The 24297-nt window shown below is 70.3% G+C and carries 27 protein-coding genes; 13 read left to right on the top strand and 14 right to left on the bottom strand.

Annotation, left to right across the window (positions count from 1 at the left end):
* Positions 1-13: 13 nt before the first annotated feature.
* From Pka01_RS08930 to Pka01_RS08910, 5 genes are read right to left on the bottom strand one after another with little or no spacing between them, the layout of a single operon-like run.
* Positions 14-796, bottom strand: a complete 783-nt coding sequence (locus Pka01_RS08930) for an SDR family oxidoreductase (protein ID WP_203882158.1) — start codon at positions 794-796, stop codon at positions 14-16.
* Entirely contained in the window at positions 793-2019 is a 1227-nt protein-coding gene (locus Pka01_RS08925; protein WP_203882157.1) for an acyl-CoA dehydrogenase family protein, read from the bottom strand. Before Pka01_RS08925 ends, Pka01_RS08930 begins: the two co-directional genes overlap by 4 nt.
* Before the next feature lie 9 nt (positions 2020-2028).
* Complete coding sequence (locus Pka01_RS08920) at positions 2029-3048, bottom strand: phosphotransferase family protein (protein ID WP_203882156.1); 1020 nt, start codon at positions 3046-3048, stop codon at positions 2029-2031.
* Positions 3045-3842: an SDR family oxidoreductase gene (locus Pka01_RS08915; protein WP_203882155.1), complete on the bottom strand. Its 798-nt coding sequence runs from the start codon at positions 3840-3842 to the stop codon at positions 3045-3047. Before Pka01_RS08915 ends, Pka01_RS08920 begins: the two co-directional genes overlap by 4 nt.
* A 6-nt stretch (positions 3843-3848) precedes the next feature.
* Positions 3849-4649, bottom strand: coding sequence for an enoyl-CoA hydratase/isomerase family protein (locus Pka01_RS08910; protein ID WP_203882154.1), 801 nt, complete (start codon positions 4647-4649; stop codon positions 3849-3851).
* A 209-nt stretch (positions 4650-4858) separates the two neighbouring features.
* On the opposite strand from Pka01_RS08910, the gene Pka01_RS08905 reads away from it, so the two are divergent.
* Entirely contained in the window at positions 4859-5542 is a 684-nt protein-coding gene (locus Pka01_RS08905) for a TetR/AcrR family transcriptional regulator (RefSeq protein ID WP_203882153.1), read from the top strand.
* Between the two features lie 148 nt (positions 5543-5690).
* On the opposite strand, the gene Pka01_RS08900 is transcribed toward Pka01_RS08905, so the two are convergent.
* The gene (locus Pka01_RS08900; protein ID WP_203882152.1) at positions 5691-6596 is read right to left on the bottom strand and encodes an SGNH/GDSL hydrolase family protein; all 906 of its coding nucleotides are present in this window, start codon (positions 6594-6596) and stop codon (positions 5691-5693) included.
* A 409-nt stretch (positions 6597-7005) separates the two neighbouring features.
* On the opposite strand from Pka01_RS08900, the gene Pka01_RS08895 reads away from it, so the two are divergent.
* Genes Pka01_RS08895 through Pka01_RS08865 form a run of 7 tightly spaced genes read left to right on the top strand, consistent with a single transcriptional unit; the run spans position 7006 to position 13216 of the window.
* On the top strand, positions 7006-8223 hold the full coding sequence (locus Pka01_RS08895) for an ABC transporter substrate-binding protein (RefSeq protein ID WP_203882151.1): 1218 nt from the start codon (positions 7006-7008) through the stop codon (positions 8221-8223).
* 10 nt (positions 8224-8233) lie between these two features.
* Positions 8234-8989: an ABC transporter ATP-binding protein gene (locus tag Pka01_RS08890; RefSeq protein WP_203882332.1), complete on the top strand. Its 756-nt coding sequence runs from the start codon at positions 8234-8236 to the stop codon at positions 8987-8989.
* Positions 8986-9717, top strand: coding sequence for an ABC transporter ATP-binding protein (locus Pka01_RS08885; protein ID WP_203882150.1), 732 nt, complete (start codon positions 8986-8988; stop codon positions 9715-9717). The genes Pka01_RS08890 and Pka01_RS08885 overlap by 4 nt, the downstream gene beginning before the upstream one ends.
* Positions 9714-10616 (top strand): branched-chain amino acid ABC transporter permease, encoded by a 903-nt coding sequence (locus Pka01_RS08880; protein WP_203882149.1) that lies wholly within the window; start codon positions 9714-9716, stop codon positions 10614-10616. Before Pka01_RS08885 ends, Pka01_RS08880 begins: the two co-directional genes overlap by 4 nt.
* Positions 10617-10641: 25 nt before the next feature.
* Positions 10642-11742, top strand: coding sequence for a branched-chain amino acid ABC transporter permease (locus tag Pka01_RS08875; protein WP_203882148.1), 1101 nt, complete (start codon positions 10642-10644; stop codon positions 11740-11742).
* Positions 11739-12395: a TetR/AcrR family transcriptional regulator gene (locus Pka01_RS08870; RefSeq protein WP_203882147.1), complete on the top strand. Its 657-nt coding sequence runs from the start codon at positions 11739-11741 to the stop codon at positions 12393-12395. Before Pka01_RS08875 ends, Pka01_RS08870 begins: the two co-directional genes overlap by 4 nt.
* Positions 12396-12397: 2 nt before the next feature.
* On the top strand, positions 12398-13216 hold the full coding sequence (locus Pka01_RS08865) for an enoyl-CoA hydratase-related protein (protein ID WP_203882146.1): 819 nt from the start codon (positions 12398-12400) through the stop codon (positions 13214-13216).
* Positions 13217-13252: 36 nt separating this feature from the next.
* Here Pka01_RS08865 and Pka01_RS08860 read toward each other — a convergent pair whose 3' ends face one another.
* The 3 genes from Pka01_RS08860 to Pka01_RS08850 are packed head-to-tail and all read right to left on the bottom strand — an operon-like array spanning position 13253 to position 16046.
* Positions 13253-14353: an acyl-CoA dehydrogenase family protein gene (locus Pka01_RS08860; protein ID WP_203882145.1), complete on the bottom strand. Its 1101-nt coding sequence runs from the start codon at positions 14351-14353 to the stop codon at positions 13253-13255.
* The gene (locus Pka01_RS08855; RefSeq protein WP_203882144.1) at positions 14350-15540 is read right to left on the bottom strand and encodes an acyl-CoA dehydrogenase family protein; all 1191 of its coding nucleotides are present in this window, start codon (positions 15538-15540) and stop codon (positions 14350-14352) included. The genes Pka01_RS08860 and Pka01_RS08855 overlap by 4 nt, the downstream gene beginning before the upstream one ends.
* Before the next feature lie 32 nt (positions 15541-15572).
* Positions 15573-16046: a MaoC family dehydratase gene (locus tag Pka01_RS08850; protein ID WP_203882143.1), complete on the bottom strand. Its 474-nt coding sequence runs from the start codon at positions 16044-16046 to the stop codon at positions 15573-15575.
* A 175-nt stretch (positions 16047-16221) separates the two neighbouring features.
* Between Pka01_RS08850 and Pka01_RS08845 the strand changes: the two genes are divergently transcribed.
* The 3 genes from Pka01_RS08845 to Pka01_RS08835 are packed head-to-tail and all read left to right on the top strand — an operon-like array spanning position 16222 to position 19821.
* Positions 16222-17421 (top strand): acetyl-CoA C-acyltransferase, encoded by a 1200-nt coding sequence (locus Pka01_RS08845; protein WP_203882142.1) that lies wholly within the window; start codon positions 16222-16224, stop codon positions 17419-17421.
* A gap of 40 nt (positions 17422-17461) precedes the next feature.
* On the top strand, positions 17462-19015 hold the full coding sequence (locus Pka01_RS08840) for an AMP-binding protein (RefSeq protein WP_203882141.1): 1554 nt from the start codon (positions 17462-17464) through the stop codon (positions 19013-19015).
* 41 nt (positions 19016-19056) lie between these two features.
* Positions 19057-19821 carry an SDR family oxidoreductase gene (locus Pka01_RS08835; protein WP_203882140.1) on the top strand — a complete coding sequence of 255 codons (765 nt, stop codon included), beginning with the start codon at positions 19057-19059 and terminating at the stop codon, positions 19819-19821.
* A 26-nt stretch (positions 19822-19847) separates the two neighbouring features.
* Here the strand turns inward: Pka01_RS08835 and Pka01_RS08830 are convergent, their stop codons facing one another.
* Entirely contained in the window at positions 19848-20843 is a 996-nt protein-coding gene (locus tag Pka01_RS08830; RefSeq protein ID WP_203882139.1) for a helix-turn-helix transcriptional regulator, read from the bottom strand.
* Between the two features lie 62 nt (positions 20844-20905).
* Between Pka01_RS08830 and Pka01_RS08825 the strand changes: the two genes are divergently transcribed.
* Both Pka01_RS08825 and Pka01_RS08820 read left to right on the top strand, forming a co-directional pair.
* Positions 20906-21493, top strand: a complete 588-nt coding sequence (locus Pka01_RS08825) for a DinB family protein (RefSeq protein ID WP_203882138.1) — start codon at positions 20906-20908, stop codon at positions 21491-21493.
* Positions 21490-21951 carry a VOC family protein gene (locus tag Pka01_RS08820; RefSeq protein WP_203882137.1) on the top strand — a complete coding sequence of 154 codons (462 nt, stop codon included), beginning with the start codon at positions 21490-21492 and terminating at the stop codon, positions 21949-21951. The genes Pka01_RS08825 and Pka01_RS08820 overlap by 4 nt, the downstream gene beginning before the upstream one ends.
* Before the next feature lie 206 nt (positions 21952-22157).
* Here the strand turns inward: Pka01_RS08820 and Pka01_RS08815 are convergent, their stop codons facing one another.
* From Pka01_RS08815 to Pka01_RS08800, 4 genes are all read right to left on the bottom strand, one after another.
* Positions 22158-22778: a dihydrofolate reductase family protein gene (locus tag Pka01_RS08815; RefSeq protein ID WP_203882136.1), complete on the bottom strand. Its 621-nt coding sequence runs from the start codon at positions 22776-22778 to the stop codon at positions 22158-22160.
* Positions 22778-23284: an SRPBCC family protein gene (locus tag Pka01_RS08810; protein ID WP_203882135.1), complete on the bottom strand. Its 507-nt coding sequence runs from the start codon at positions 23282-23284 to the stop codon at positions 22778-22780. The genes Pka01_RS08815 and Pka01_RS08810 overlap by 1 nt, the downstream gene beginning before the upstream one ends.
* A 3-nt stretch (positions 23285-23287) precedes the next feature.
* The gene (locus Pka01_RS08805) at positions 23288-23629 is read right to left on the bottom strand and encodes an ArsR/SmtB family transcription factor (protein ID WP_203882134.1); all 342 of its coding nucleotides are present in this window, start codon (positions 23627-23629) and stop codon (positions 23288-23290) included.
* A 287-nt stretch (positions 23630-23916) separates the two neighbouring features.
* Complete coding sequence (locus tag Pka01_RS08800) at positions 23917-24294, bottom strand: winged helix-turn-helix transcriptional regulator (protein WP_203882133.1); 378 nt, start codon at positions 24292-24294, stop codon at positions 23917-23919.
* Between the last annotated feature and the right edge of the window lie 3 nt (positions 24295-24297).

The raw sequence follows: 24297 nt of genomic DNA, 5'->3' as shown, positions 1-24297 counted from the left end.
GTTGCCGGATCAGTCAGGAGGGCTCGCCACCGAGCCTGCGCATGGCCGTCAGCCAGCGATCCGGGCGTGCGGCCTTCTTCGCCCAGAAGGTGCCGACCTCCGGATGCGGGAGGATCAGAAACTCCTCCGCGGCGAGCCCCTCGATCACGGCGTCGGCGACGGACTCCGGACTGAGGATCTCTCCCGACGCCGCCACGGCCTTGGCGGAGGCGGCGCCGGCCTCGAGGGGCCGCATCAGCATGGGGGTGGCCACCCCCATGGGGCACAGCACGCTGACGCCGATGCCGCGGTCGCCGTAGGCGATCGCGAGCCACTCGGCGAATCCGACGGCGGCGTGCTTGGTCACCGAGTAGGGCGCGTCGGCCGGCGCCGTGAGCAGCCCGGCCGCCGAGGCCGTGGCCAGGAAGTGCCCGCCGCCGCGGGCGAGCATGTGCGGCACGACCGCCCTCGCCGCGTACACGTGGGCCATGACGTTGACGTCGAACGCCCGCCTCCACGTCTCGTCCGATGCGTCGAGCCCGACCTCGGTGGCGACTCCCGCGTTGGCGCAGAACAGGTCGATGCGACCGAACCGCGCCACCGTCCGCTCCACCAGGTCGGTGACCGAGGTCGCGTCGGCGACGTCGAGGGGCTCGGGGACTCCGCCGATTCGCCCGGCGACGGACCGTGCGGCCGCGGCGTCGATGTCGGCGACGATGACCGCTTCGGCACCCTCGGCGGCCAACCGGGTCGCGAGGGCGGCGCCGATGCCGCTGCCGCCGCCGGTGACGACGACGACCGCACCCGCCGGGGTCATGCGACGCCTCTGCGGAGCAGTTCCTGACGGGCGATCGAGCGCAGATGCACCTCGTCCGGCCCGTCGGCCAGATGCAGGGTCCTGAGCTGGGCCCAGGCTCCGGCGAGCGGGGTCTCCGCCGAGACACCGGCGCCGCCGTGCACCTGGATGGCCCGGTCGAGCACGTAGCTCGCCGCACGGGGCGCGGCCACCTTGATCGCAGAGATCTCGGTTCTGGCCTTGCCGGCCCCGACGGTGTCGATGAGCCACGCGGCCTTGAGGACCATCAGCCGGGCCTGGTCGATGGCCAGGCGCGACTCGGCGATCCACCCTTGGACGACACCGTGCGAGGCGATCGGCCGCCCGAAGGTCGTCCGCGAGGCGGCGCGGTCACACATCAGTTCGAGCGCCCGCTCGGCCATCCCGATGGAGCGCATGCAGTGGTGGATCCTGCCGGGTCCGAGGCGGGCCTGCGCCATCATGAAGCCGCCGCCTTGCGGGCCGAGCAGGTTCTCGCGCGGCACCCGGACGTTGTCGTAGCGGATGATGCCGTGCCCGCCGTGGGGGCCGTCGTCGTAACCGAAGACGCTGGTGGAGCGTTCGACCGTCACCCCGGGAGTGTCCAGCGGCACCAGGATCATCGAGTGGCGCGAGTACTTGGCGGCGTCGGGGTCGCTGACCCCCATCACGATGGCGACCTTGCACTCTTCGCGGAGCGCTCCGGTCGACCACCACTTGCGGCCGTCGACGACGTATTCGTCGCCGTCGAGCGTGATGGTGGTGGCGATGTTGGCGGCGTCGGATGAGGCCACGGCCGGTTCGGTCATGGAGAAACAGGACCGGATCTCGCCCTCGAGCAGTGGGGTCAGCCACTGCTCGGCCTGCGCCTCGGTGGCGAACATGGCGAGCAGTTCCATGTTGCCGGTGTCGGGGGCCGAGCAGTTCATCACCTCGGGCGCTATCAGGTGCGAGCGGCCGCTCAGTTCGGCGATCGGCGCGTAGTCGAGGACGTTCAGCCCGGCCCCGTGCCGCTCGTCGGGCAGGAACAGGTTCCACAGCCCTCGTTTGCGCGCCTCCACCTTGAGGTCGGCGAGCACGGCCGGTGTGCGGAAGGTGGCGCCGGCCGCGCGGTTGACCGCCGCCTGCTCCTCGTAGACCGGCTCAGCGGGGTAGACCTGTTCGTCGAGGAACTGCCGCAGCTTCTCCTGCAGGTGGAGGGATCGCTCACTGTGCGCGAAGTCCATGGTGTCTCCCTAATCGTCGGAGAGGGCTTGCAGAGCCGCCTTGAGCATCGCCGGGACGTCGTCGACGGGGCGGTCGAAGCCCGCGCCCAGCGTCTGTCCGGCGAGGTGGCGATGGCGGATGGTCTCGGAGATGACTGCCAATTTGAAGAAGCCGAACCCGATGTACCAGTTCAGGCGTCCGAGGTCGCGGGACGACCGTGCCTGGTACCGTCCGGCCATTTGGGCGGCGGTGAGGTGGCCCGCGGCCGGCGGCAGCGGGGCGAGGCCGAAGTCGCCGTCGGCGGCGAGTGACTGGTAGACCATGAGCACGCCCAGGTCCGTGAGCGGGTCGCCGACCGTGGCCATCTCCCAGTCGATGACGGCGGCGATCCGGTCGAGTGCCGACGTGAAGATCGTGTTCGCGAGCCGGAAGTCGCCGTGCACGATCGCCGGTCGCGCTCCGTCGGGCACCGTCGTGGAGAGCCTGTCCACGGTGGTCTGGAGCAGGTCGAGCGGGCGGGTCTCCGAAGAGCGCCACTGCTGGTGCCAGCGCGTCACCTGCCGGCGGAGGAATCCGGCCGGGTGGGCGAAATCCCCCAGCCCGACCGACTCCGGGTCGAGCGCGTGGAGGGCGGCGAGCGTGTCGACCAGCAGCTCACCGGTCCTGGCGGCTTCCTGGGGGGACAGCGCGAGGGTGTCCTCGGCGGTGCTCAGGACGCGGCCGTCGACGAAGTCCATCAGGTAGAACGGTGCCGCCGCGACCTCGGGGTCGTCGCCGAGCACCACGGCACCGGCGACCGGGATCCCCGTTCCGCGCAGGGCGCCGATCACGCGGAACTCCCGGGTCATGTCGTGGGCGGTCGGCAACACGTGGCCGAGCGGCGGACGGCGCAACGCCCATACGGTCACGCCGTCGGTGAGCCGGTAGGTGAGGTTGGACTTCCCGCCGGTCAGCAATTCGCCGCTGAGCCCGCCTCGACGCAGGCCGGGCCGGTTCCGGTCCAGCCAGACCTCCAGCTTGCTCAGGTCGAGACCCGGGAGGTCGGTCATGTCGAGGGCCGTACGAGATAGCCGCCGTCGACCGCCAGCGTCTGCCCGGTCACCCAGGAGGCGGCGTCGGAGCAGAGGAAGGCGGCGGCCTCGGCGATGTCCCGGGGTGTTCCCAGCCGGGCGAGTGGCATGGTCGCGGCGACCTCGTCTTCGCCGTTCTCCCACAACGCGCGGGACATGTCGGTCTTGACCAGGCCCGGGCAGATCGCGTTGACGCGGACCGCCGGCGCCAGCTCCATCGCGAGCAGCCGGGTGAGGTGGATCAGCCCGGCCTTGGTGGCGCCGTACCAGCCGAGGTCGACGTCCACGTCGATCCCGCTGGTGGAGGAGATGTTGAGCACCGCGCCGCCGTGGTCGCGCATGCACTGCTCCCAGGCGGCCTGGACCCACATGAGGGGACCCCAGAGGTTGACGCCGGTGGTCTTGTCGGCCTGGCCGCGGCTGATCCCGACCAGGGGCCCGAAGTAGGGATTCGTCGCGGCGTTGTTGACCAGGATGTCGAGGCCCCCGAACCGCTCGATCGCGAAGGCGACGCTCGCGTGCGCGTCGTCCTCCGAATCCGCCCTGCCCACCCGGTAGGCGACGGCGGCGGGGGCCACGCCGGTCTCCGTGATGCAGCGGACCGCCTCGAGGAGGGAGGGCTCGCGGCGGGACACGATGAGCACGTTCGCGCCGAGTTCGGCGAACAGGCAGGAGATTCCCAGGCCGATGCCGCGGGACCCGCCGGTGACGAGCGCGGTGCGGCCGGCCAGCGGCGCCGAGCGCTCACCACCCGCGTGGGGGGTTTCGGTCATCCCGTTTCACGCGCCTTCGAACTTGGGGCGGCGGTGTTCGAGGAAGGCGGTGACGCCCTCCCTGGCGTCCTCGGTGTCGTTGTTCATCACGACCGCCATCTCGGCGTCGCCGAGCGACGCCTCGAACGTGGACTCGAGGCCGCGCCGCATGATCCGTTTGGCGATACGGAGGGTGACGGCGGCCCGCGACGCGAGGTCCCGCGCGAGTCCCATCGTGTGCTCACGCAGCTCGGCGGCGGGCACGACCTCGGTGACCAGGCCGAGCCGCAGGGCCGTGGCGGCGTCGTACTTCTCGCTGAGGGCGACCATCTTGAAGGCATGGTCGTACCCCATGACGCGCGGGAACAGCCACGCGCCTCCCTCGTCAGGGAGCGCTCCGGCCGCGCCGCTCGTGTCTCCGAGGACGGCCGTGTCGGCGGCGACACGGATGTCGCACAGCAGCGCCAGGGCGAGGCCGCCGGCGACGGCCGGACCGTTGACCATCGCGATCGTGGGTTTGTCCAGGGCGAACAGCCGGCGGGAGACCGGATGCATGCCCTCGCGCATCACGGCGGCGTGGCCCAGTTGGCGGGTCGTGGCCTTGAGGGCCTCGAAGTGGCCGGACAGGTCGCCGCCGGAGCAGAAGCCGCGCCCGGCGCCCGTGAGGACCAGCACGCGGTCGGCGTCGGTGCGGGCGAAGTCGTCGATGGCCGCCGACAGCTCTTCGCACATCGTCGTGGTGTACGCGTTGAGCTTGCTGGGGCGGTTCATCGTGATCGTCACGACACCCGAGTCGTCGCGATGCCGCTCGATCTCCGAGTACGGCACGTCACCACCGACCTTTCGCTGTGGGGGAGGCCGCCGCCGGGCCGGGCGCCGACCTCGTCGGTTCTATCTGAAATTGAGGTCAACGTCAATTATGCTTGGCCGCCCGGTTCCGGTCATCCGGAACCCCGCCGAGCTGGTAAAGCGTGGTTGACGGCCTGTAGTGCGGCCTTGTTCGCGTTGACGCGATCCTCAGCTACGCTGTCGGTGACATGCCATCACGATCCCGTCCCACCTCAGCAGACACCCCGCACGACGTCGCCGCCGACGAGGCCGACACCGCGGGGCAGCGTCCCCTGCCCGCCACCGCGCGCGGCCAGCGCACGCGAGAGCGGCTCATAGCGGCGGCCCGCCGCGTCTTCGAGCACGACGGCTACCTCGACGCCCGTCTGAGTGACATCAGCAGCGAGGCCAACGTCTCGGTCGGCTCCTTCTATGTGTACTTCAACAGCAAGGAGGAGATCTTCACCGCGGTTCTCGAGCAGGTCCAGGACTCCGCGCTGCACCCGCACGTCCGCGCGGCGACTCGCGGCGGCGGGCCGATCGCGGAGATCGAGGCCGGCAACCGCGCCTACCTGATGTGGTATCGCCGCAACGCCCGGCTCATGCGCGCGCTCGAGCAGGCGGCCACGTGCGACGAGAACCTGCGCGAGCTGCGACGCAAACGCGGAGAGGCCTTCGCGCGGCGCAACGCCCGCAGCATCAGGGAACTGCAGGAACGCGGCCTGGCCGATCCCGACCTCGACCCGCTGCTCGCGGCCAAGGCCGTCGACGCGATGGTGGGCCGGATGGCCTACGGCACCTACGTCCTCGGTGACGACATCCCGTTCGAGGAACTCGTCTCGATGCTCACCCGGCTCTGGGTGAACGCGCTGAAGATCAAAACCGGTCGGTGAAGAGGCGGAGGAGCCCGCCGCGGGCCCTGAGGCGAAGCCCGCCCGCGGCACACCGCGGAGCGGCCGCTCCACCAAGCGCACCACCGGCTGAACCGCGGGTGGGGAAGGCGGGTCCGGCCACCGACCGAGGGCCGGACCCGAAGGAAAGTCAGCCTCCCAGAGCGCTGATGATCATTGAGGCGTACGCGGAGTGGCCCGCGAGGTTCGGGTGGAAGGTCGCGGTCGCCGGTGCGGCCGGGTGGATCCCCTCGTTCCAGCGGGTGCCGACGGGCCGGCACGGATCGTGGCCGGCACTCATGTTCAGGGCGTCGACGAAGATCGCGCCCTGAGACTGGGCGGCCGTCCTGATGGTGTTGTTGAGCCGCTGCCCGAAGTTGTTCAGCCAGGCGATGTCGCCGGGGTAGTACGGCAGGTTGGACGAGCACCCGGTCGCGGTCCACGTGGACAGGCTGGGCAGACCGGTCAGATAGCCGACGTAGACGATGGCCGCGTTCGGGGCGAGCGCCCTGATGTTCGCGATGTCGCCGGGCAGGTGGGCGGCCAGGTTCGCCAGGCTGGTGTTGATCAGGTTGTTCAACTGGGACGTCTGGCAGCTGTGGTTGGCGGCGCCGGCCTGCAGGCACGAGGTGGTGATGATCGAGGATCCGACGTCGTTTCCGCCCATGCCGATGGTGACCAGCACGGTGTTCGGGCCGAGCGCGCTGGTCTGGGGCGGGTTGGCGCCCTGCCAGTTGGTGAACGCCGCCGTGGTGGCGCCCGCGCAGCTGCGGTCGTCGACCGCTATGCCGTAGTGCGCCGCCACGAGTTTCGGATAGTTGCTGGACGACTGGCCGCAGCCCGCGATGATCGCCGGGCTGGTCAGTTGCGTCGGCAGGCCGTAACCCGAGGTGTAGGAGTCGCCGAGCGCGACATACAGCGCGCTCGGCGTGCTCGCGGACGCGGCCGGGGCGGGCGCCGCGATCAGCGCGGCGCCCGCGGCCGCACCGAAGACGACGGCCGCCAGACGGCGCCATGCGCCGGCCCGCGGGCGGAGGGAGGTGATCGTTGTCTTCATTGCCGTCTCCCAAACGGTCTCGCTTGTGAGGATCGGGATTCGCGGTGTGCGCATGGCCGAATGCGTGGCCCGCCGGGCCCCCGCCCAGCCGTAATCCACTCAAGGGATTCCTGAGCTGGGGATGAGGGCGCGAGTGTTACGTGGGTCACACTCAAGCTGAGATTGAGGTCAGCGTCAAGTAGCTCTGCTCGGGCCGCCGCTCGCCATGCGCTGAAAACGCCGAATTAGCAGGAGAAACGGCATGTCGCGGGAGGCGGTTTGGCCGCGTTAAGGATCTGTAACTTGACACCGACCTCATAGTCAAATAGACAGAGACGCGCCTCACAGTCCCCGGTCTGTCCCCACATTCCCGTCTGCACCGCATCGCGGCGCAGTTCGACGGCTGGTCACCAGAAACTCAGGAGTGTCTATGCGCGTCACCGGCGCACGTCTTCGCGCGGCGCTGCTCATGGTCCCGTTGGGGCTCGCCATGGCGGCATGCTCGACCTCGGGTTCCGCCTCAGGAGGCTCCGACACCGTCAAGGTCGGCGTCATCTCGTCTATCACCGGCACGTACGCCGTGCAGGCGGCCGACTTCCGCAACGGGCTCGAAGCCGGGCTCAACTACCTCACCAAGGGCACGAACACGGTCGACGGCCGCAAGATCGAGATCACCTACGCCGACGACACGGGGAAGCCGGCGGTGGGCATCGCCAAGGCCAAGAGCATGATCGCGTCGGGGGCCACGTTCCTCACCGGCATCACCGACTCGTCGATCGCCATCCCGGTCGCCCAGCAGGCGGTGCAGAACAACGTCATCTATCTGCCCGGAGGCTCGGCGAGTTACCAGCTCACCGGCATGAGCCCGCTGGTGTTCGGCAACGCGAACAAGAACGGCTCGAAGATCTTCCCGAAGCTGCTCGGCGAAGGGGACCTGTCGTCGAAGAGGCTCGCCTACGTCGGGCAGGACTACGCGTACGGACAGGACACCTACACGTCGCTGAAGGCCCAGATCGACCCGCTGGGCATCGAGTCGACCAAGCACCTGCTGCCCACGACCACGACGAACTTCACCGCGGTGGCTGCCCAGATCAAGGCCGAGAACCCCGACTACATCTACAGCTCGTGGGTCGGCGCGGGCACCGATCAGCTCTTCGCCGCGCTGCGCGCCCAGGGGGTCTTCGACACCAGCCGGTTCGTCGGCTACCTGATCACACGTGAGACCTACGCCGCGATCGGCCAGGCCCTCGGGCCGAAAGGTGTGGAGAACGCGCTGTTCAGCCTGTACTACTACCCGGGCTTCTCCGGCAACGACGAGGAGAAGTTCCTCATCTCCTGGTCGGAGCAGCGCAAGCACCAGATCGAGTACGACGACCCCACGGGCTGGAACGCGGCGGCGATGATCGTCCACGCGGTCCAGACAGGCGGCAACGACGTGAAGAAGATGGCCTCGTCGCTGGACGACTACACGTGGACGAGCCCCCAGGGCAAGGTCACGATGCGCGCCGCCGACCATGCCGAGCTGACCCCGCAGTTCGCCGTGCGGCTCACCGAAGGCGCGGACGGCTCGTGGACCCCGGTGCTCGTGAAGGCCTACACGCCCGAGGAGATGGAGACCCCCGTCACCGACCCCATCAAGAGGCAGTGACGTGACCGACATGGAGTCCGCGGCCCTCGCGGTCGAGGATCTGAGCCTCGTCATCGACGGGGCTCAGATCCTGCGCGACGTCACGTTCGGCGTCGCCGCAGGTGAGCTCGTGGCGGTGATCGGGCCCAACGGCGCCGGCAAGACCAGCCTGCTGAACGTCGTCAGCGGGACCATGCGCCCCACCCGGGGGCGGGTCGCGTTGCACGACCGGGACGTGACGAGGGCGAGTCCCGCGCGTCGTGCCCGGCTCGGGCTCGGCCGCACCTTTCAGACCTCCTACCTCTTCCTCGGCCTCACGGTCCTGGAGAACGTCCGGCTGGCCACGCAGGCGAAGGACCAGCGGTTCGGCGGGCTCTGGCGCGCGCCGGGCCGCTCGGCCGCCGCACTCGCCCCGATCCGCGAGCACCTCGCGCGAGTGGGCCTCGACGGGGCCCGGCACACGCCGGCCGGATCGCTCTCGCACGGGGACCGGCGGAAGCTCGAGCTGGCGATCATGCTCGCGAGCGGCTCCACGATCGTGTTGCTCGACGAGCCGATGGCCGGGGTGAACAACGAGGACCTGCCGTCGCTGATGCAGCTGATCCGCGACGTGCAGCGCGACACCGACGCCACCGTAGTGATGGTCGAGCACCACATCGACGTCGTTCTCGAGCTCGCACACCGGGTCGCCGTCATGCACCACGGCGCCCTGCTCGCCTTCGACACGCCGGAGAGCGTCGTCGCCGACGCGACGGTTCGCGACGCCTACCTGGGGGAGCCGCTGTGAACCCGGACCACGACCCCCTTCTCGAAGTGACCGACCTGCACGCCTATCTCGGCGACTCCCACATCCTGCAAGGGGTCCGCCTGACAGTGCCGCGGCACCGGGTGACGGTGCTGCTCGGCCGTAACGGCGTCGGCAAGACCACCACGATGCGGGCCGTCCTCGGGCTCGTCCGCCGTACCGGCAGGGTCGTGTTCGCCGGGGACGAGATCGGCCAGGAGGAGACGCACGACATCGTGCGGCGGGGGATCGGCTACGTCCCCGAGGACCGCGACGTGTTCCACGGACTGACGGTGGGGGAGAACCTCCGCATCGCGGAACGCCGCGGCGGACGGCCGCGCTACGACCTGGTGTACGAGCTCTTCCCCGAGCTGAAGAACCGCACGAAACACCTGGCGGGGACCTTGTCGGGCGGCCAGCAGCAGATGTTGTCGCTCGCCCGCGGCCTGCTGAACGACAACGACCTGCTGCTGATCGACGAGCCGACCAAGGGGCTCGCCCCGGTGGTGGTGCGTGAAGTCGTGGACGTGCTGGAGCGCACGGCCGGGCAGACCACGGTGCTGATGGTGGAGCAGAACCTCGCCGTCGCGCGCCGGCTGGCCGACCACATCGCCGTGATGGTCGACGGCGCGATCGTCCTCAACGGCCCCGCCACCCGGCTGGCCGACGACGACGAGACCGTACGGGCCTACCTCAGCGTCGAATCCGCCATATCGGGGGCCGGCTCATGAGCAACGTGATCCTGATGATCTTCACTGGCCTGTCCGTCGGCGCGGTCTACTTCCTGCTCGGGTCCGGCCTCGCGCTGATCTTCGGCCTGATGCGGGTGCTGACGTTCGCGCACGGCGCCTACCTGACGGCATGCGCGTACGCAGGCTGGTTCGTGCTGCGGCATTCGAGCCTCGCCGCGGGGCCGTCCGTCGGAACCCTCCTGTTCGCGCTGCTCGTCGGCGTCGTGGTCGGCGGGGCGCTGGCCTTCCTCACCGAGCGGGTGCTGCTCCGCGCGCTCTACCAGCGGGACCACCTCGACCAGCTGCTCGTCACGGCGGGGCTGGGGTTCTCGCTGGTCGCGTTGCTGAACGGGATCTGGGGGCCGGACAGCCGGGCGGTCCCGACTCCGCCGTGGTTCACCAGGACGACCACCGAGATCTTCGGCGCGCACATCGCGCGCGGTGACTTCGTGCTCATCGGCGTCGCGGTCCTGTTGCTGATCGCGCTCGAGGCGTTCCTGAAGCACACCCGGCACGGGCTGGTGGTGCGCGCGGGCGTCGAGAACCGCGAGATGGTGCGCGCGCTCGGCATCGACGTCCGCCACTCGTTCACGTTGATCTTCACGGTCGGCGGGGCGGTGGCCGGGCTGGGCGGCGTGCTCGCCGCCCTCTACGCGAACGCCGTCAACACCACGATCGGCGACACGTACCTCCTGTACGCCTTCATCGTGCTCGTGGTCGGCGGACTCGGATCGCTGCGCGGCGCCGCGATCGCGGCGCTGGCCGTGGGCCTGTTGCAGCAGTTCACGAACTTCTACGTGAATCCGGGCCTGGGCGAGATCCTCTCCTTCATCCTCATGGGCGCGATGCTGCTCCTGCGGCCCGAGGGTGTCGGCGGGAAGAAGATCCGGCTGATTTGAACGGGGCGTGACGGTGAGAAAACTCGTGACACCACTCGTGCTGGTGGGCGTCGTTGCCCTGCTGGCCTGCGCGCCCTTCCTGGCGGTGCCGGGCCTGGGCGTCCTGCCCGACACGGTGGGCGGCATCGGCAGCCTGCAGGTGCTCGGGACCGCATATGTGATCGCCGCGCTCGCGATCACCTACGACCTGCTGATGGGCTACACCGGCCTGGTCTCCTTCGGCCACGGCATGTTCTTCGCGCTGGGGTCCTACGGTTTCGTGATGCTGCTGGCCTTCACCCCGGTGGGGTTCTGGACGGCGGCGGCGTCGGCCGTCGGGATCACCGTCGTGGCGGCCGTGATCGTGAACGCGGTCGCGCTGCGCGCCAGCCTGATCGCCTACTCGATGGTGACGCTCGCGGCCGCGCAGCTGATGGCCATCGCCATCGGTCAGAACTATCTGGGCAGCGGCGGCGCCGACGGGGTGACCATCCCGTTCGAGAAGCTCCCCGCGGCGCTGGTCGGCATCGTGAACACCAAGCACGTCTACTGGCTGGCGCTCGCGCTCCTGGTGGGCACGTTCGCGCTCGCCCGATGGCTGACGACGACGCGGATCGGGCACGTGTGGCGCGCGATCCGGGAGAATGAGCTGCGCGCCGAAGTGATGGGGTTCACCGTCTACACCTACAAGCTGGTGGTCGCCCTCATCGCCTCGACGCTCGCCGGTGTGGCCGGAGTCGTGTATGCCATCCTGCTCGGCGCGGCCGACCCCGGCGAAACGTCACTGAGCTTCTCCATCGGACTGGTGATCATGCTGATTCTCGGCGGCCGCGGCCGCGTGTGGGGCGCATTGCTCGGGGCCGTCGTGTACACGTTGCTTCAGCAACGCCTGCCCGCCATCACCTCGTCCGCGGGCGTCGCCGCACTGCCGGACGTCGTCCGCGTTCCGCTCGCCCAGCCGCAACTGCTGCTCGGCGTCGTCTTCATCCTCTTCGTGCTCTTCCTGCCCGGCGGTCTCGCCGGGGTCGTCGACAACGGCGTCCGTGCCGTGCGCCGCCGCAGAAGCGGTCCGCCGACCGGCGTCGCCGCGGACGGCGAGCTCGCCGCGGCCGTTTCCGTCCCGGCGTCCGCGGAGCCGACGCGGTGACGACGGTACGGCGGACGCCGCGAGGCCAGCGCACCTACGACGCGCTCGTCGAGGCGGGACGCCGCGTGTTCGAAAGGGACGGGTTCCTGAACGCGCGGATCACCGACATCGCGAGCGAGGCCCGGGTCGCGCACGGCACCTTCTACACGCATTTCGCGACGAAGGAGGAGCTGTTCCGCGTCGTCGCCACGAGCGTGCTGTCGAGGACGGCGCCGACGACACGCGAGGTCGAATACCGCGACACCGAGCAGGCCGCACGCGGCATCGCCCGCTCCACCAGGAGATACCTGGTCAGATACCGGGAGAACGCCGCGCTGATGGGGGTGATCGAACAGGTGGCGACGTTCGACCCCGGCGTGCAGGAGATGCTCACCGAGCGGTCGAAGGCCTACCTCGCCCGGACGGAGGCGCACATCCTCGCCGTCGGCCGCCTCGGTGTGCTGCCCGACGGGCTGGACCCCTACTCGACGGCGATCGCGCTCACCTCGATGGTGAGCAGGTCGGCGTACTCGCTGTTCGTCGGGAACCCGGCGGTGACGAAACCGGTGGACTTCGACCAGGCGGTGCGAACACTGTCCATGTTGTGGGGCGCCGCGCTCGGGCTCACCATCCCGCCTGACGCCGCGGACGGCTCACCCGCTTCGAAGGAGTGAAAATGGCGTCACGCGTCCTTGAGACAGGCACCGGCGAACTGCTCACCGAGATCGACCAGGGTGTCGCGATCCTGACCTTGAACCGGCCGGAACGCCGTAACGCCCTGAGCGACTCCATGCTGGAAGCGCTGGCCGCCGCGCTGGAAGCGTGCGAGACGGACCATGAGGTGCGGTGCGTCGTCCTCACCGGCGCCGGCGGCGCGTTCTGCGCGGGCGGCGACGTCAAGGCGTTCGCCGAGGAGGGCACGGACGCGGCGCCGTCGCACGAGAGGCTCGAGCGCCAGCGCCGGTTCCAGCGCGCGACCGCCGGCCGGTTGCACGCGATGGCGAAACCGACGATCGCGTGCGTGGACGGCGCCGCGGCGGGGGCGGGACTCGGCCTCGCGCTGGCTTGCGATCTGCGGATCGCCTCGGAGGCCTCGGTCTTCGTGACGGCGTTCGCCCGCGTCGGGCTGAGCGGCGACTACGGCGCGACGTGGTTTCTGACGCGGATGCTCGGCACCGCCAAGGCCCTGGAGCTGCTGATGTTCTCCCCGCGGATGAGCGCGGCGCAGGCATCGGAGACCGGGCTGGTCAACCGGGTCGTGCCGGCGGGTGAGGCGCTGAAGGCGGCGCTCGACTGGGGCCGCGCGCTCGCGGCAGGCCCCGCGGTCGCACTGTCGGCCATCAAGGGCAACGTGCTCCGCGCGGTCGACCACGATCTGCCGACCTGCATGGACCTCGAGGTCAACGAGATCATGCGGTGCGCGGAGACGGACGACCACGCCGCCGCTGTCGCGGCCTTCGCCGCCAAGCGGGCGCCGGTGTTCCAGGGCCGCTGAGGCCGGCCACGAACCATGTGGCCGGCCCTCGGCCGCTCAGGCGCGCGGCAGCCCGACCAGGGCGGCAAGCGCGCTCCGCGCCTCGTAGGGAGTGCCGAGCGCGAGCTGGTCGGCCTTGGCGCGTTTGAGGTAAAGGTGAGCGGGGTGCTCCCAGGTCATCCCGATGCCACCGTGAAGCTGCACGCACTCCTCGGCCGCGTGCACGGCCACGGTGCCGCAGTAGGACTGCGCGACCGCGGCGGCGACCGCGACGTCCGGATCCCGGCGGGCGTGGGTGTCGGCGGCGTAGCGCGCCGCGGCGCCCGCCTGCCCCACCTCCACCCACAGGTCGGCGAGCCGGTGCTTGACCGCCTGGAACGACCCGATCGAGCGGCCGAACTGGTAGCGCTGCCTGACGTAGTCGAGCGTCATCTCGAAACACCGGCTCGCGACGCCGATCTGCTCGGACGCGAGGAGTACGGCGCCCGCGCGCAGCGCCTCGGCGACCGCCCCGCGCGCGTCGCCCCGGTCGATCCTGCGCGAGGGCGCTCCGTCGAACGCGACGTCGGCGACGGGCCTGGTCATGTCGAGCGACGGCACCGGCGTCACCGTCGTCCCAGGCCCGGGCGCGGTGACCGTGTGCAGTTCGAGTCCGTCGGCGCCCTCCGCCGGCACGACGAGCACGGTGGCGGTGCCCGCATCGGCCACGGTCGCGACGTGGCCGGACAGGCCCGCGGGGGTCGCCTTCACAGTGGCCGCCACCGGCGGCGCGGCCGCGCCGAACCCCAGGGCGAGCGCCGCGGTCGCCTCGCCGGCGGCCAGGACCGCGAGCGTCTCGTGGTCTCCGGCCTCGAGCAGGGCCACAGTGGCGATCACGGAACTGGTGAGGAAAGGGACGGGTGCCACCGCACGGCCGATCTCCTCGGCCACCACGGCGGCCTCGCGCGCGGTGGCGCCCACTCCGCCGAGCTCCTCGGGGATCAGCAGGGCGGCGACGCCCAGGTCGCGGGCCAGGCCCCGCCACAGGGCGGACAAGCCGGCGGGCTCGTCGTAGGCCGCGGCCAGGACCGCCGGGGAGACACGCTGGGCGAGCAGCCGGCGCACGCTCGCGCGAAGCTCTTCTTCGACGTCGCCGTACAGCAGGTCGGCGTCGGTCATCGGGGCACGTCCTTCCACGGGATGTCCTTGTCGGTCCGGTGTTCCGCGGGCAGGCCGAGAACGCGTTCGGCGATGACGTTGCGGAGGATCTCCGACGTCCCGCCCTCGATCGAATTGCCCTTCGCCCGCAGGTAGCGGTAGCCCGCTCCGCGTCCGGTGTAGTCCACACTCTCGGGCCGGCGCGCCGTCCAGTCGTCGTAGCGCAGGCCGTCCGCGCCGAGGAGTTCGAGCTCGAACCCGGAGATCGCCTGAGCCAGGCGGGCGAAGGTCAGCTTCATCGCCGAACCCTCGGGACCGGGCTGGCCGGCCGCGAGACGCTGCCGCATGCGGACGGCGGAGAGGCGGGCGACCTCGGCCTCCACCCAGTGGCGCATCAACTCGTCGTGCATCGCGGGGTCGCGCAGCTCCGGCCGCTCCCGCCACGCCTGGGCCGCCTTGCCGATCATGCCCTGCTCCCGGGGGACGCCGCCGCCGATGGCCACCCGTTCGTTGTTCAAGGTCAGCGTCGCGACCCGCCAGCCTTCGCCGACCTCTCCGAGGCGATCGGCGTCGGGAATCCTGACGTCGGTCAGAAACACTTCGTTGAACTCGGCCTCACCTGTGATCTGACGTAGCGGCCGGACGTCGACGCCGGGATCGGTCATGTCGCAGATGAAGTACGTCAGGCCACGGTGCTTCGGGACGTCGGCGTCGGTGCGCGCCACGAGGATCGCGCGTCGCGCCGTGTGCGCGCTCGACGTCCAGACCTTCTGGCCGTTGACCACCCAGGTGTCGCCGTCGCGCACCGCGCGGGCCGCGACGGCCGCGAGGTCGGATCCCGCGCCGGGTTCGCTGAACAACTGGCAGTACTCGTGCTCGCCGGTCCACAGAGGACGCAGCAGGCGCGTCTTCTGCTCCTCGGTGCCGAAGGCCGCGATGGTCGGTGCGGCCATGCCGCGTCCGATGCCGTTGCGGCCCGGCAGGTGTTCGGGCGCGCCCGCGGCGCGCAGCCGCGAGTCGACGAGTTCCTGGAATTCGACGGGCAGCCCCAGGCCGCCGCAGCCCGGTGGGAAGTGCACCCAGGCGAGGCCCGCGTCGAATCGGGCGCCGAGGAAGTCCTCCCGGCCGATGCGGGCCAGGTCGACGTCGTCGAGCAGTCGTTCCACCCTGAGGGCCAGGTCGGCCGAGATCGCCTCGTCGTCAGTCATCCGTACCTCACTGGATCGTCGGTTCAGGGAGCTCACGCGCTCGCCTCGAAAACCAGGGCGATGCTTTCCGCGACGAGCACGGGTTTGCCGGCGGCGTCGCACTCCACCGTCTGGCTCGTCCGGATCTGGATCCCGCCATGTGTCGCCCGTTCCGCGGCGGCGACGGTGAGGGTCATCCGCAGCCGGGAGCCGACGGGGACCGGGGCGGGAAAACGGATCCGGTCATAGCCGTAGTTCAGACTGTGGGCGAATCCGTCGAACCGCATGAGCCGTGTCGAGAGCACCGGAAGAAGCGACAGGGTGTAGAGCCCGTGTGCGACGGTCGTGCCGAACGGCCCGTCCGCGGCCCGTGCGGGGTCGACGTGGATCCATTGGGAGTCGCCGGTGACCTCGGCGAAGGTGTCGATCGCCTCCTGCGTGACCTCGGTCCACGAGGTCGGCCCGAGCGGGGTTCCGATCAGGTCCTGCAGGTCGGCGAGTGTGCGCGGACGCACGGGAGCACCCATGGAAGCCCCTGTCTCTCGGCCGCACGCCGGCGTGGGCCGTGGTCGTCGCCCTACTTCCTATCAGAACTTGAGCTCAAGTTCATCTTTGGTTACTGTCGATTCGCCTAGCCCGGATCCGACCTTCCGTGCATCGCCGAAGTCCGCTCCTCCGGGGCGCGGCCGTTGGGAGCCCAGCATGCGAGAAGCCGTCATCGTCTCCACCGCTCGAACGCCGATCGGCAGGGCGCGGCGTGGTGCGTTCAACGACACCCAGGCACAGGAACTCGCCGGGCACGTCGTCGCGGCCGCCGTCCAGCGGGCCGGGATCGACGGCGCCGAGGTCGACGACGTGATCCTGGGCTGCGCGCTGCAGCAGGGATCGTCCGGGGCGAACGTGGCACGGCAGGGCCTGCTGCGCGCCGGGCTGCCCGAATCCGTCCCCGGGATGACGATCGACCGCCAGTGCTCGTCGGGCCTGATGGCGATCGCCGTCGCCGCCAAGCAGATCCTCGCCGACGGCATGCGGATCACGGTCGGCGGCGGCGTCGAGTCCGTCTCGGTCGTGGAGAACGAGCACCTCAACGGCTACCGGGCGAAGGACCCGTGGCTCGTCGCGAACGTGCCTGACCTGTACATGCCGATGCTGCAGACGGCGGAGATCGTCGCCGAGCGCTACAAGGTGAGCCGCGAGCGGCAGGACGAGTTCGCTCTCAGCTCCCAACGGCGGACGGCGGCGGCCCAGGAGGCGGGCCGGTTCGACGACGAGATCGTCCCGTTGCCGAGCCGTAAGAAGATCGTCGACGCGGAGAGCGGCGAGGTCCGCTACGAGGACGTCACGCTGAGCAGGGACGAGGGCAACCGCCCGGCCACGACGATGGAGGTGCTTGCGGGCCTGCGGACCGTCCTGCCCGACGGGCAGGTGACGGCCAGGGCCTGCGTCACCGCGGGGAACTCCTCGCAGCTGTCCGACGGGGCCTCGGCCTCCGTCCTCATGGAACGCCGGGAGGCCGAGCGCCGCGGCCTCGAACCGCTCGGGGTCTACCGCGGGATCGCGGTGGCGGGGTGCGCGCCGGACGAGATGGGCATCGGGCCCGTCTTCGCCATCCCCAAGCTGCTCAAAGCACACGGGCTGACCGTCGACGACATCGACCTGTGGGAGCTCAACGAGGCGTTCGCCTCGCAGGCGGTGTACTGCCGCGACGAACTCGGCATCGACCCTGACAGGTTCAACGTGAACGGCGGCGGCATCTCCATCGGCCACCCCTACGGCATGAGCGGCGCCAGGCTCGTCGGCCACGCGCTGCTGGAAGGCCGCAGGCGTGGCGCCCGCCACGTGGTGATCACGATGTGCGTCGGCGGCGGCATGGGCGCCGCCGGGCTGTTCGACGTCGCCTGAGCGCATCCTCCCGTCCCCACTCATTCCGAGGAGCCGCCGGATGTACCCGGGCCACCACGCCGTCGCCCACCCTGACAAGCCCGCCGTCGTCATGGCGGACTCGGGCAGGTCGCTCACGTTCGCCCAGCTCGAGTACGCCGCGAACCAGGTGGCCCACCTGCTGCGTGACCAGGGCCTGCGGCGCGGCGACCACATCGCGGTGATGGCCGAGAACCGCCTCGAACTGCTCGTGATCGAATCCGCGGCCGAACGCACCGGGCTGTACTACACGCTGATCAACACGCACCTCACGGCCGACGAGGTGGCCTACATCGTCGGCAACTGCAGGGCACGGGTGTTCGTCGGCACCGTGACGCTCCGCGACGTCGTCGTGAAGGCGGCGGAAGAGTGCCCGGAGGTCGAACGGTTCCTCATGGTCGGGCTCGAGGAGCCGGACGAGCGGTGGGAGCCCTTCGCGGCCGCCGTCGAGCGCCACCCCGGCGTGCCCGTGGCGGACGAGGAGCGCGGCAACGTCATGCTCTACTCGTCGGGGACCACCGGACGGCCGAAGGGAATCTGCCGGCCGCTCCAGGATCTGCGCCCAGGCGACGCCGACGAGGTCCTCGACTGGGTCCGTGACCTGCTGGGCTTCCGTGAGGGCCTGACATACCTGAACCCGGCGCCGCTGTACCACTCCGCGCCGCAGGGGAGCGTCGCGGGCGCGCTGCGCCTCGGCGGCACGGTCATCGTCATGGAGCGGTTCGACGCCGAGCAGTGGTGCGCGCTGGTCGAAAAGCACCGCATCACGCACTGCCAGATGGTGCCGACCATGTTCATCCGGTTGTTGCGGCTGCCCCGGGAGGTGCGCGACCGCTACGACCTGTCGTCACTGGAGCGGATCGTGCACGGAGCCGCGCCGTGTCCCGTCCCGGTCAAGCAGGCGATGATCGACTGGCTCGGCCCGATAGTCCTCGAGTACTACGGCGCGACGGAGGGGAACGGCTTCACGTGGTGCGACTCGGAGCAGTGGCTGGCGCACCCGGGAACGGTCGGCAGGGCGATCATCGGTGAGGTCGAGATCCTCGACGACGAGCAGCGTCCCGTTCCGCCCGGCGTGGACGGAACCGTGTGGTTCCGCGGCGCGACGAATTTCGTGTACTTCGACGACCCTGCCAAGACCGCGGAGAACCGGATCAGCGACGATCGCGGCCTCGCCTCCACGGTCGGGGACATCGGGCACCTCGACGCCGACGGCCACCTCTACCTGACCGACCGCAAGAGCCACATGATCATCTCTGGTGGGGTCAACATCTACCCCCAGGAGACGGAGAACCTTCTCGCGGCCCACCCCGCGGTGGCGGACGTCGCCGTCATCGGCGTTCCCCATCCCGACCTCGGCGAGGAGGTCAAGGCCGTGGTCGAGCTCGTCGACCCCGCCGCGGCAGGACCCGGCCTCGCCGCCGAACTCATCGCCTACTGCCGCGACCGGATCGCCCACTACAAATGCCCACGGTCGGTGGACTTCGTCGACAGCCTGCCCCGGCTTCCCACGGGCAAGCTCTACAAGCGCCTGCTCCGCGACCGATACCGGTCTCCGGGCACCGTCACGGGCTGAGCCTCTCACCCGCTGTTGTCTCCTCCAAGGAAGGAAGTTCCATGCGCGACTTCGCTGACAAGGTCGCCGTCGTGACCGGCGGCGGCCAGGGGATCGGCGCCGAGATCTCCCGCCACCTCGCGGCGCTCGGCGCGAGTATCGCCGTGATCGACCGCGACGGCGACAACGCGAAGGCCGTCGCCGCGGAGATCACGGCCTCCGGTGGCGCGGCGACGGCCTTCGCCGCCGACGTCAGCAGCCGCCAGGACATGCGGGCCGCGATCGACGGAACCGTGGACATGTTCGGCGGGCTGCACATCCTCGTCAACAACGCCGGCATCATCCGCGACAACCTGCTCTTCAAGATGACCGACGACGACTGGACGACCGTGATGGACGTGCACCTGCGCGGCGCCTTCATCGCCAGCCAATTCGCGCAGCGGCACATGGTGGAGGCGGGATACGGCCGCATCGTGTGCATGTCGTCGGCTTCGGCGCTCGGCAACCGCGGCCAGGCCAACTACGCCGCCGCCAAGGCCGGCCTGCAGGGGTTCACCAAAACCCTGGCCATCGAACTGGGCCCCTTCGGCATCACCGCCAACGCGATCGCACCGGGCTTCATCGAAACCGCCATGACCGCCGCCACCGCCACGCGCATCGGCACCACGATCGACGACATGCGCCGTACGGTGGCGGCCGCCGCCCCGGTCCGCCGCGGCGGCGTCCCCGCCGACATCGCCAACGCCGTCGCCTTCTTCGCCGCGGAGGAGTCCGGCTACGTCACCGGCCAGGTCCTCTACGTCGACGGCGGATCCGGCCTGGTCTGAAAGGCTCCGTTCAGCGTTGTCGCGGCTCACGACTCCGTTGTCTCCTGCACCGGTGAGGTCGTGCCTGCCGACAGCAGCCTCTCCGCCAAGGGGCGACAGCGCCGTCTGAGGTCGGGTGGGTCGAGCACCTGGAAGTCGTGCCCGAGCAGGAGCACGTGCATGAGCACGACGTCGAGGTCGGCGGCGCCGCCGGCGACCTCGCAGAGCCCGTTCCCCCGTGGTCGTACGACGGCCGCCGACGCCGGAATCTGCGCCCGCACCGTGTCGGCCGACGCGTGCACGAGGAAGCGCGCCTGGTGCGGGTACACGCGGCTCGTCACACTCTCCTGCACGTACGTCGCCGCGTCGGGAGCCGCGCGCGGGCGGAAGCGTCTGGTCCGCGCGGACACGTCGGTCATCCGGTCGATGCGGAAGTTGCGCCAGTCGTCACGATCGAGGTCGTAGGCGAGGAGGTACCAGCGCCGGTCGGAGGCGACCAGGCGGTAGGGCTCGACCATCCGGCGTCGCACCTCGTTGCCGGACGGGTAGTCGAAGCCGGCCTCGACCTTGTCGCGGCAGGCTCTGGCCAGCGTCACGAGCACCTTGGGGTCGACCGGCGTGCGCCCTCCGCCGAACGACTCCACCGCATCGCAGAGCGCGCGCACCTCGTGCCGGAGCCGGGCGGGCAGCACCTGGTCGAGCTTGGTCAGTGCCCGTAGTGCCGCGTCGCCGGCGTCGGCGACCGCGCCGCCCGCGCCGACGAGCAGGGAGACCGCGGTGGCGATCGCCTCCTCGTCGTCGAGAAGCAGGGGCGGCAGGTCCTGCCCCGGGCCGAGCCGGTAGCCGCCGCCGGCACCCTGGCTCGCGTGCACCCGGTAGCCGAGCGTGCGCAGTCGCTCGACGTCGCGCCGCACCGTGCGCGGCGTCACCCCGAGGCGGTCGGCGAGCTCGGGGCCGGTCCAGACCTGGCGCTGCTGCAGCAACCCGAGCAGGGCCAGCACCCGCTCCGTCGTGCCCCGCTCGTCACTGTTCGCCCCGGCCATATAACCCACCCTGCCAGAAATAGCGGACCGATCCTGTCCGCTAGGGATGTCAGAGTGGCGCCATGGAAGCAGACGAACTCAACTGGAACCGGACGCTCCGCGAGCAGTGGGAGTTCCACTGGAACCATCAGCTCCGGGCCAGGCTCGACGGCCTCACCGACGACGAGTACTTCTGGGCGCCCGCGCCGGACGCCTGGAGCGTGCGCCCACGTGGGACCTCGACGGCGCCGGTTCAGGTCGGCACGGGGGACTTCACGATCGACTACGCCTTCCCCCAGCCGGTCCCCGCGGCCTTCACGACGATCGCCTGGCGGCTCGCTCACGTCATCGTCGGCGTGCTCGCCGCACGCAACGCGGCCCACTTCGGAGCGCCCGCGGCGTCGTACGAGACCTGGGAGTACGCCGGCACCGCGGCCGCCGCGCTCGACCAGCTCGAGACCCAGCTCGACGTATGGCTGGCCGGGGTGCGCGGGGTCGGCGAGGCCGGGCTCCTGGTCCCCGTCGGCGCGAAGGAGCCGTTCCCCGAGGCCCCCATGGCCGATCTGGTGCTGCACATCAACCGTGAGCTGATCCACCATCTGTCCGAGGTCTGCCTGCTGCGCGACCTCTACGCACACACCAAGTCCGCGACGAACGGAGCAGCCCGATGAGCCGCCACGTCCAGATCACCTTCGACGCCCACGACCCGCGGGCGCTCTCGTCCTTCTGGCGCGACGCCCTGGGCTACGTCCACCCCGGCCCGCCCGGAGTCGACCTGCCCGAGGGCGCCGACCCGCTGGCCGCGTGGGACGACTTCCTCGAGCGGATCGGCGTACCCGAGGAGCGGCGCAACACGAGATCGGCCATCGAGGACCCGGACGGGCACGGCCCACGGCTGTTCTTCCAGCAGGTGCCGGAGGACAAGGTCGCCAAGAACCGCGTCCACCTCGACGTCCGTGCGGCTCCCGGGTCGCAGGGGGAGGAGCGGATGGCGGCGCTGGAGGCCGAGTGCGACCGGCTCGTCAAGCTCGGAGCGACACGGGTGCGCCGATTCGAGCCCGAGCCTCCGCTGAGCGCGGGCTTCATCGTGATGACCGACCCCGAGGGCAACGAGTTCTGCCTGGACTAACGCCGTGCCGCTACCTGCGGCGACACCCTGAACCACCGCGATGGCCTGCAACGGTTGTCTCGGTGGTTCTCACCATTTCGTAGCTGTTCACAGTGCCATGTGCCCTGGTTGTGCCCTCTGGTCCAGCGACTCGCGACGATTCGATGAGCTTGGAGGATCTCACCGCGCTGCCGACCTCGGCCGGGGGAGCGCTGAGGTCGGGACAGTTACCGCTCCCGGACTGCGTAGGTCAGGTGGGTCACCCGCTGCGTCGGCTCCGCGCGGACCGGCTCCAGGGCCACGCGGCCCGCGTCCACGCCCTCGAACAGGCGGATTCCGGAGCCGAACAGCACGGGTGAGAGCGCGATCGAGAACTCGTCGATCAGGCCGGCGTTCACGTACTCCAGGATCGTCGCGCCGCCGCCCGCGATGCGGACGTCCCGGTCGCCGGCGGCCTCGCGGGCCTGGTCGAGCGCGGTCTCGATGCCGTCGTTGACGAAGTGGAAGGTGGTCCCACCCGGCCGCTCCCAGGGGTCACGCTTCTTGTGCGTCACGACGAAGACCGGCGTGTGGAACGGCGCCTCCTCCGGCCACATCCGCTCGCCGGCGTCGAACATGCGCTTGCCCATCACGCTCGCGCCAGTGCGCTCGAACGTCTCCCGCACGATGTCGTTGTCGCGCCCTTCCTTGCCGCCCTCGCCCAGCTTCAGGTTCTCCCGGAAGAACCGCAGCGGGAATATCCACCGCTGCAGTTCCATCCACTGCTGCCCCATCAAATCCTCGGGGGACTCGGGTGCGATGAAACCATCCAGCGACATCGAAACGCTGAAGAACACCTTTCCGGCCATCAGCCCTCAGCTCCCTTCCGAACGATCTCGGTGACGTAGGCAGCCAGGTTGCTCAGGGTCTGCCGGCCGCCCTCGATCGCGTGGTACTTCTCGACCGCCTCGTCGCGCAGTTCCTTGGTGGGGAACACCGTGTGCATCTCGATCCGGGTCGCCGCGCCGTCGGGCGCGAACGTGAGGACCGACTCGAAGGCGTTCGGGTCGCCGCGGGACTCACCGTGCAGCAGCGCGATCCGCTCCGGCGGGGCGATCTCGGTCCAGGAGATCCACTCCTGGTAGTCCGTCCCGTCCGGTCCGTGCATCACGAAGTCCCACTCCCCGCCGACACGGAACTCGAACGCCCGCGTGGTGGTGGTGAACCCCTCCGGTCCCCACCATCGCGACAGGTGCCGGACTTCGGTGAACGCCTCGAACACCAGCTCCCGTGGGGCACTGATCACCCGCGAGATCACGATCTCGCGGTCGGCCGTCGCTGACTGCGCCGGCGCGTCCCGTCCTGTCGCTGCCATCGGTTACTCCTCCTGCCTTGCCTGCTTGAGGTCCTGCACGTACGCGTCCAGCCGGTCGAAGCTCTCGTTCCAGAACCGCTCGAACCCGCCGGTCCACTCGTGGATCGGTCGCAGCCCGCGGGCGTCAAGGCCGTACAGGCGCTGCTTGCCTGCCCTGCGGTCCCGCACCAGCCCGACCTCCCGGAGCACCCGCAGGTGTTTGGACGCCCCCGGCTGGGTCATCCCCAGCTCCTGGGCCAACTCGGTCACCGGCCGCTCACCCGTCCGCAGCAGCACCAGGATCTCCCGGCGCTGCGGCTCGGCGATCGCGTTGAAGACGTCCGACGTCGTCGCTGCTCGTGCCATGGGCAGCATCATATGCCGATATAGGCATGCGTCAAGCCGGAGGAATCAGGCGGGTCTTGTCAGATGGCGATCGTGACCCTTGTCAGCGGCTGCGGAAACGCGTACCCCGGAGACGGCACGCGCGACGGCGGCGGGCAGGGAAGGTGATGGGTGAGCAGCATGCCAACGGGTGGCGGGTGAGCCGCGCGGCGCTGAAAGCTCGAGTCGAGCACCCGTGAGCGGGTTCCGCCGACGACGCCTCACGCGGGAGTCGCGCCCGATGCGCCGATCGGCGTCGACGCCTGACGTCAGCCGTTGGCGGCCCTGTACGCCGCGCGGGCGGAGTGCACTGCGGGAAGGTTCTCGTCGGTCCAGCTCGCAACAGTTCTGAGGATGCCGAACAGCTTCCGCCCGGCTCGAGTGAGGCCGTACTCGACCTGGGGCGGGACGGTGGGGTGCACGGTCCGGGTGATCAGCCCGTCGGACTCCAGCCCGCGAAGAGTCACGGTCAGCATGCGGGGAGTGATGGGTGCCACCAGCCGGAGCAGTTCGTTGAAGCGCCGCGGCGCGGCGTCGAGCTCGCCCATCACCTGGGGCGCCCACTTCTCGCCCACCCGCGACAGGATGCTCCGGAGATCGTCGCAGGAGGCCTCCGGCTCCGCTGCGAACTCGGCGACTTCCGCCATAGC

Source organism: Planotetraspora kaengkrachanensis (assembly GCF_016862895.1).
Taxonomy (GTDB): Bacteria; Actinomycetota; Actinomycetes; order Streptosporangiales; family Streptosporangiaceae; genus Planotetraspora; species Planotetraspora kaengkrachanensis.
Note: the sequence above shows the minus strand (reverse complement) of the source record. Positions and strands in the feature narration are given on the sequence as shown.

Excerpts from the sequence above, each read along its gene's own strand:
- Pka01_RS08930 (WP_203882158.1), bottom strand. The coding sequence starts at position 796 with ATGACCCCGGCGGGTGCGGTCGTCGTCGTCACCGGCGGCGGCAGCGGC.
- Pka01_RS08925 (WP_203882157.1), bottom strand. The coding sequence starts at position 2,019 with ATGGACTTCGCGCACAGTGAGCGATCCCTCCACCTGCAGGAGAAGCTG.
- Pka01_RS08920 (WP_203882156.1), bottom strand. The coding sequence starts at position 3,048 with ATGACCGACCTCCCGGGTCTCGACCTGAGCAAGCTGGAGGTCTGGCTG.
- Pka01_RS08915 (WP_203882155.1), bottom strand. The coding sequence starts at position 3,842 with ATGACCGAAACCCCCCACGCGGGTGGTGAGCGCTCGGCGCCGCTGGCC.
- Pka01_RS08905 (WP_203882153.1), top strand. The coding sequence starts at position 4,859 with ATGCCATCACGATCCCGTCCCACCTCAGCAGACACCCCGCACGACGTC.
- Pka01_RS08900 (WP_203882152.1), bottom strand. The coding sequence starts at position 6,596 with ATGAAGACAACGATCACCTCCCTCCGCCCGCGGGCCGGCGCATGGCGC.
- Pka01_RS08895 (WP_203882151.1), top strand. The coding sequence starts at position 7,006 with ATGCGCGTCACCGGCGCACGTCTTCGCGCGGCGCTGCTCATGGTCCCG.
- Pka01_RS08890 (WP_203882332.1), top strand. The coding sequence starts at position 8,234 with ATGGAGTCCGCGGCCCTCGCGGTCGAGGATCTGAGCCTCGTCATCGAC.
- Pka01_RS08880 (WP_203882149.1), top strand. The coding sequence starts at position 9,714 with ATGAGCAACGTGATCCTGATGATCTTCACTGGCCTGTCCGTCGGCGCG.
- Pka01_RS08865 (WP_203882146.1), top strand. The coding sequence starts at position 12,398 with ATGGCGTCACGCGTCCTTGAGACAGGCACCGGCGAACTGCTCACCGAG.
- Pka01_RS08860 (WP_203882145.1), bottom strand. The coding sequence starts at position 14,353 with ATGACCGACGCCGACCTGCTGTACGGCGACGTCGAAGAAGAGCTTCGC.
- Pka01_RS08855 (WP_203882144.1), bottom strand. The coding sequence starts at position 15,540 with ATGACTGACGACGAGGCGATCTCGGCCGACCTGGCCCTCAGGGTGGAA.
- Pka01_RS08850 (WP_203882143.1), bottom strand. The coding sequence starts at position 16,046 with ATGGGTGCTCCCGTGCGTCCGCGCACACTCGCCGACCTGCAGGACCTG.
- Pka01_RS08845 (WP_203882142.1), top strand. The coding sequence starts at position 16,222 with ATGCGAGAAGCCGTCATCGTCTCCACCGCTCGAACGCCGATCGGCAGG.
- Pka01_RS08840 (WP_203882141.1), top strand. The coding sequence starts at position 17,462 with ATGTACCCGGGCCACCACGCCGTCGCCCACCCTGACAAGCCCGCCGTC.
- Pka01_RS08835 (WP_203882140.1), top strand. The coding sequence starts at position 19,057 with ATGCGCGACTTCGCTGACAAGGTCGCCGTCGTGACCGGCGGCGGCCAG.
- Pka01_RS08830 (WP_203882139.1), bottom strand. The coding sequence starts at position 20,843 with ATGGCCGGGGCGAACAGTGACGAGCGGGGCACGACGGAGCGGGTGCTG.
- Pka01_RS08825 (WP_203882138.1), top strand. The coding sequence starts at position 20,906 with ATGGAAGCAGACGAACTCAACTGGAACCGGACGCTCCGCGAGCAGTGG.
- Pka01_RS08820 (WP_203882137.1), top strand. The coding sequence starts at position 21,490 with ATGAGCCGCCACGTCCAGATCACCTTCGACGCCCACGACCCGCGGGCG.
- Pka01_RS08815 (WP_203882136.1), bottom strand. The coding sequence starts at position 22,778 with ATGGCCGGAAAGGTGTTCTTCAGCGTTTCGATGTCGCTGGATGGTTTC.
- Pka01_RS08810 (WP_203882135.1), bottom strand. The coding sequence starts at position 23,284 with ATGGCAGCGACAGGACGGGACGCGCCGGCGCAGTCAGCGACGGCCGAC.
- Pka01_RS08805 (WP_203882134.1), bottom strand. The coding sequence starts at position 23,629 with ATGGCACGAGCAGCGACGACGTCGGACGTCTTCAACGCGATCGCCGAG.
- Pka01_RS08800 (WP_203882133.1), bottom strand. The coding sequence starts at position 24,294 with ATGGCGGAAGTCGCCGAGTTCGCAGCGGAGCCGGAGGCCTCCTGCGAC.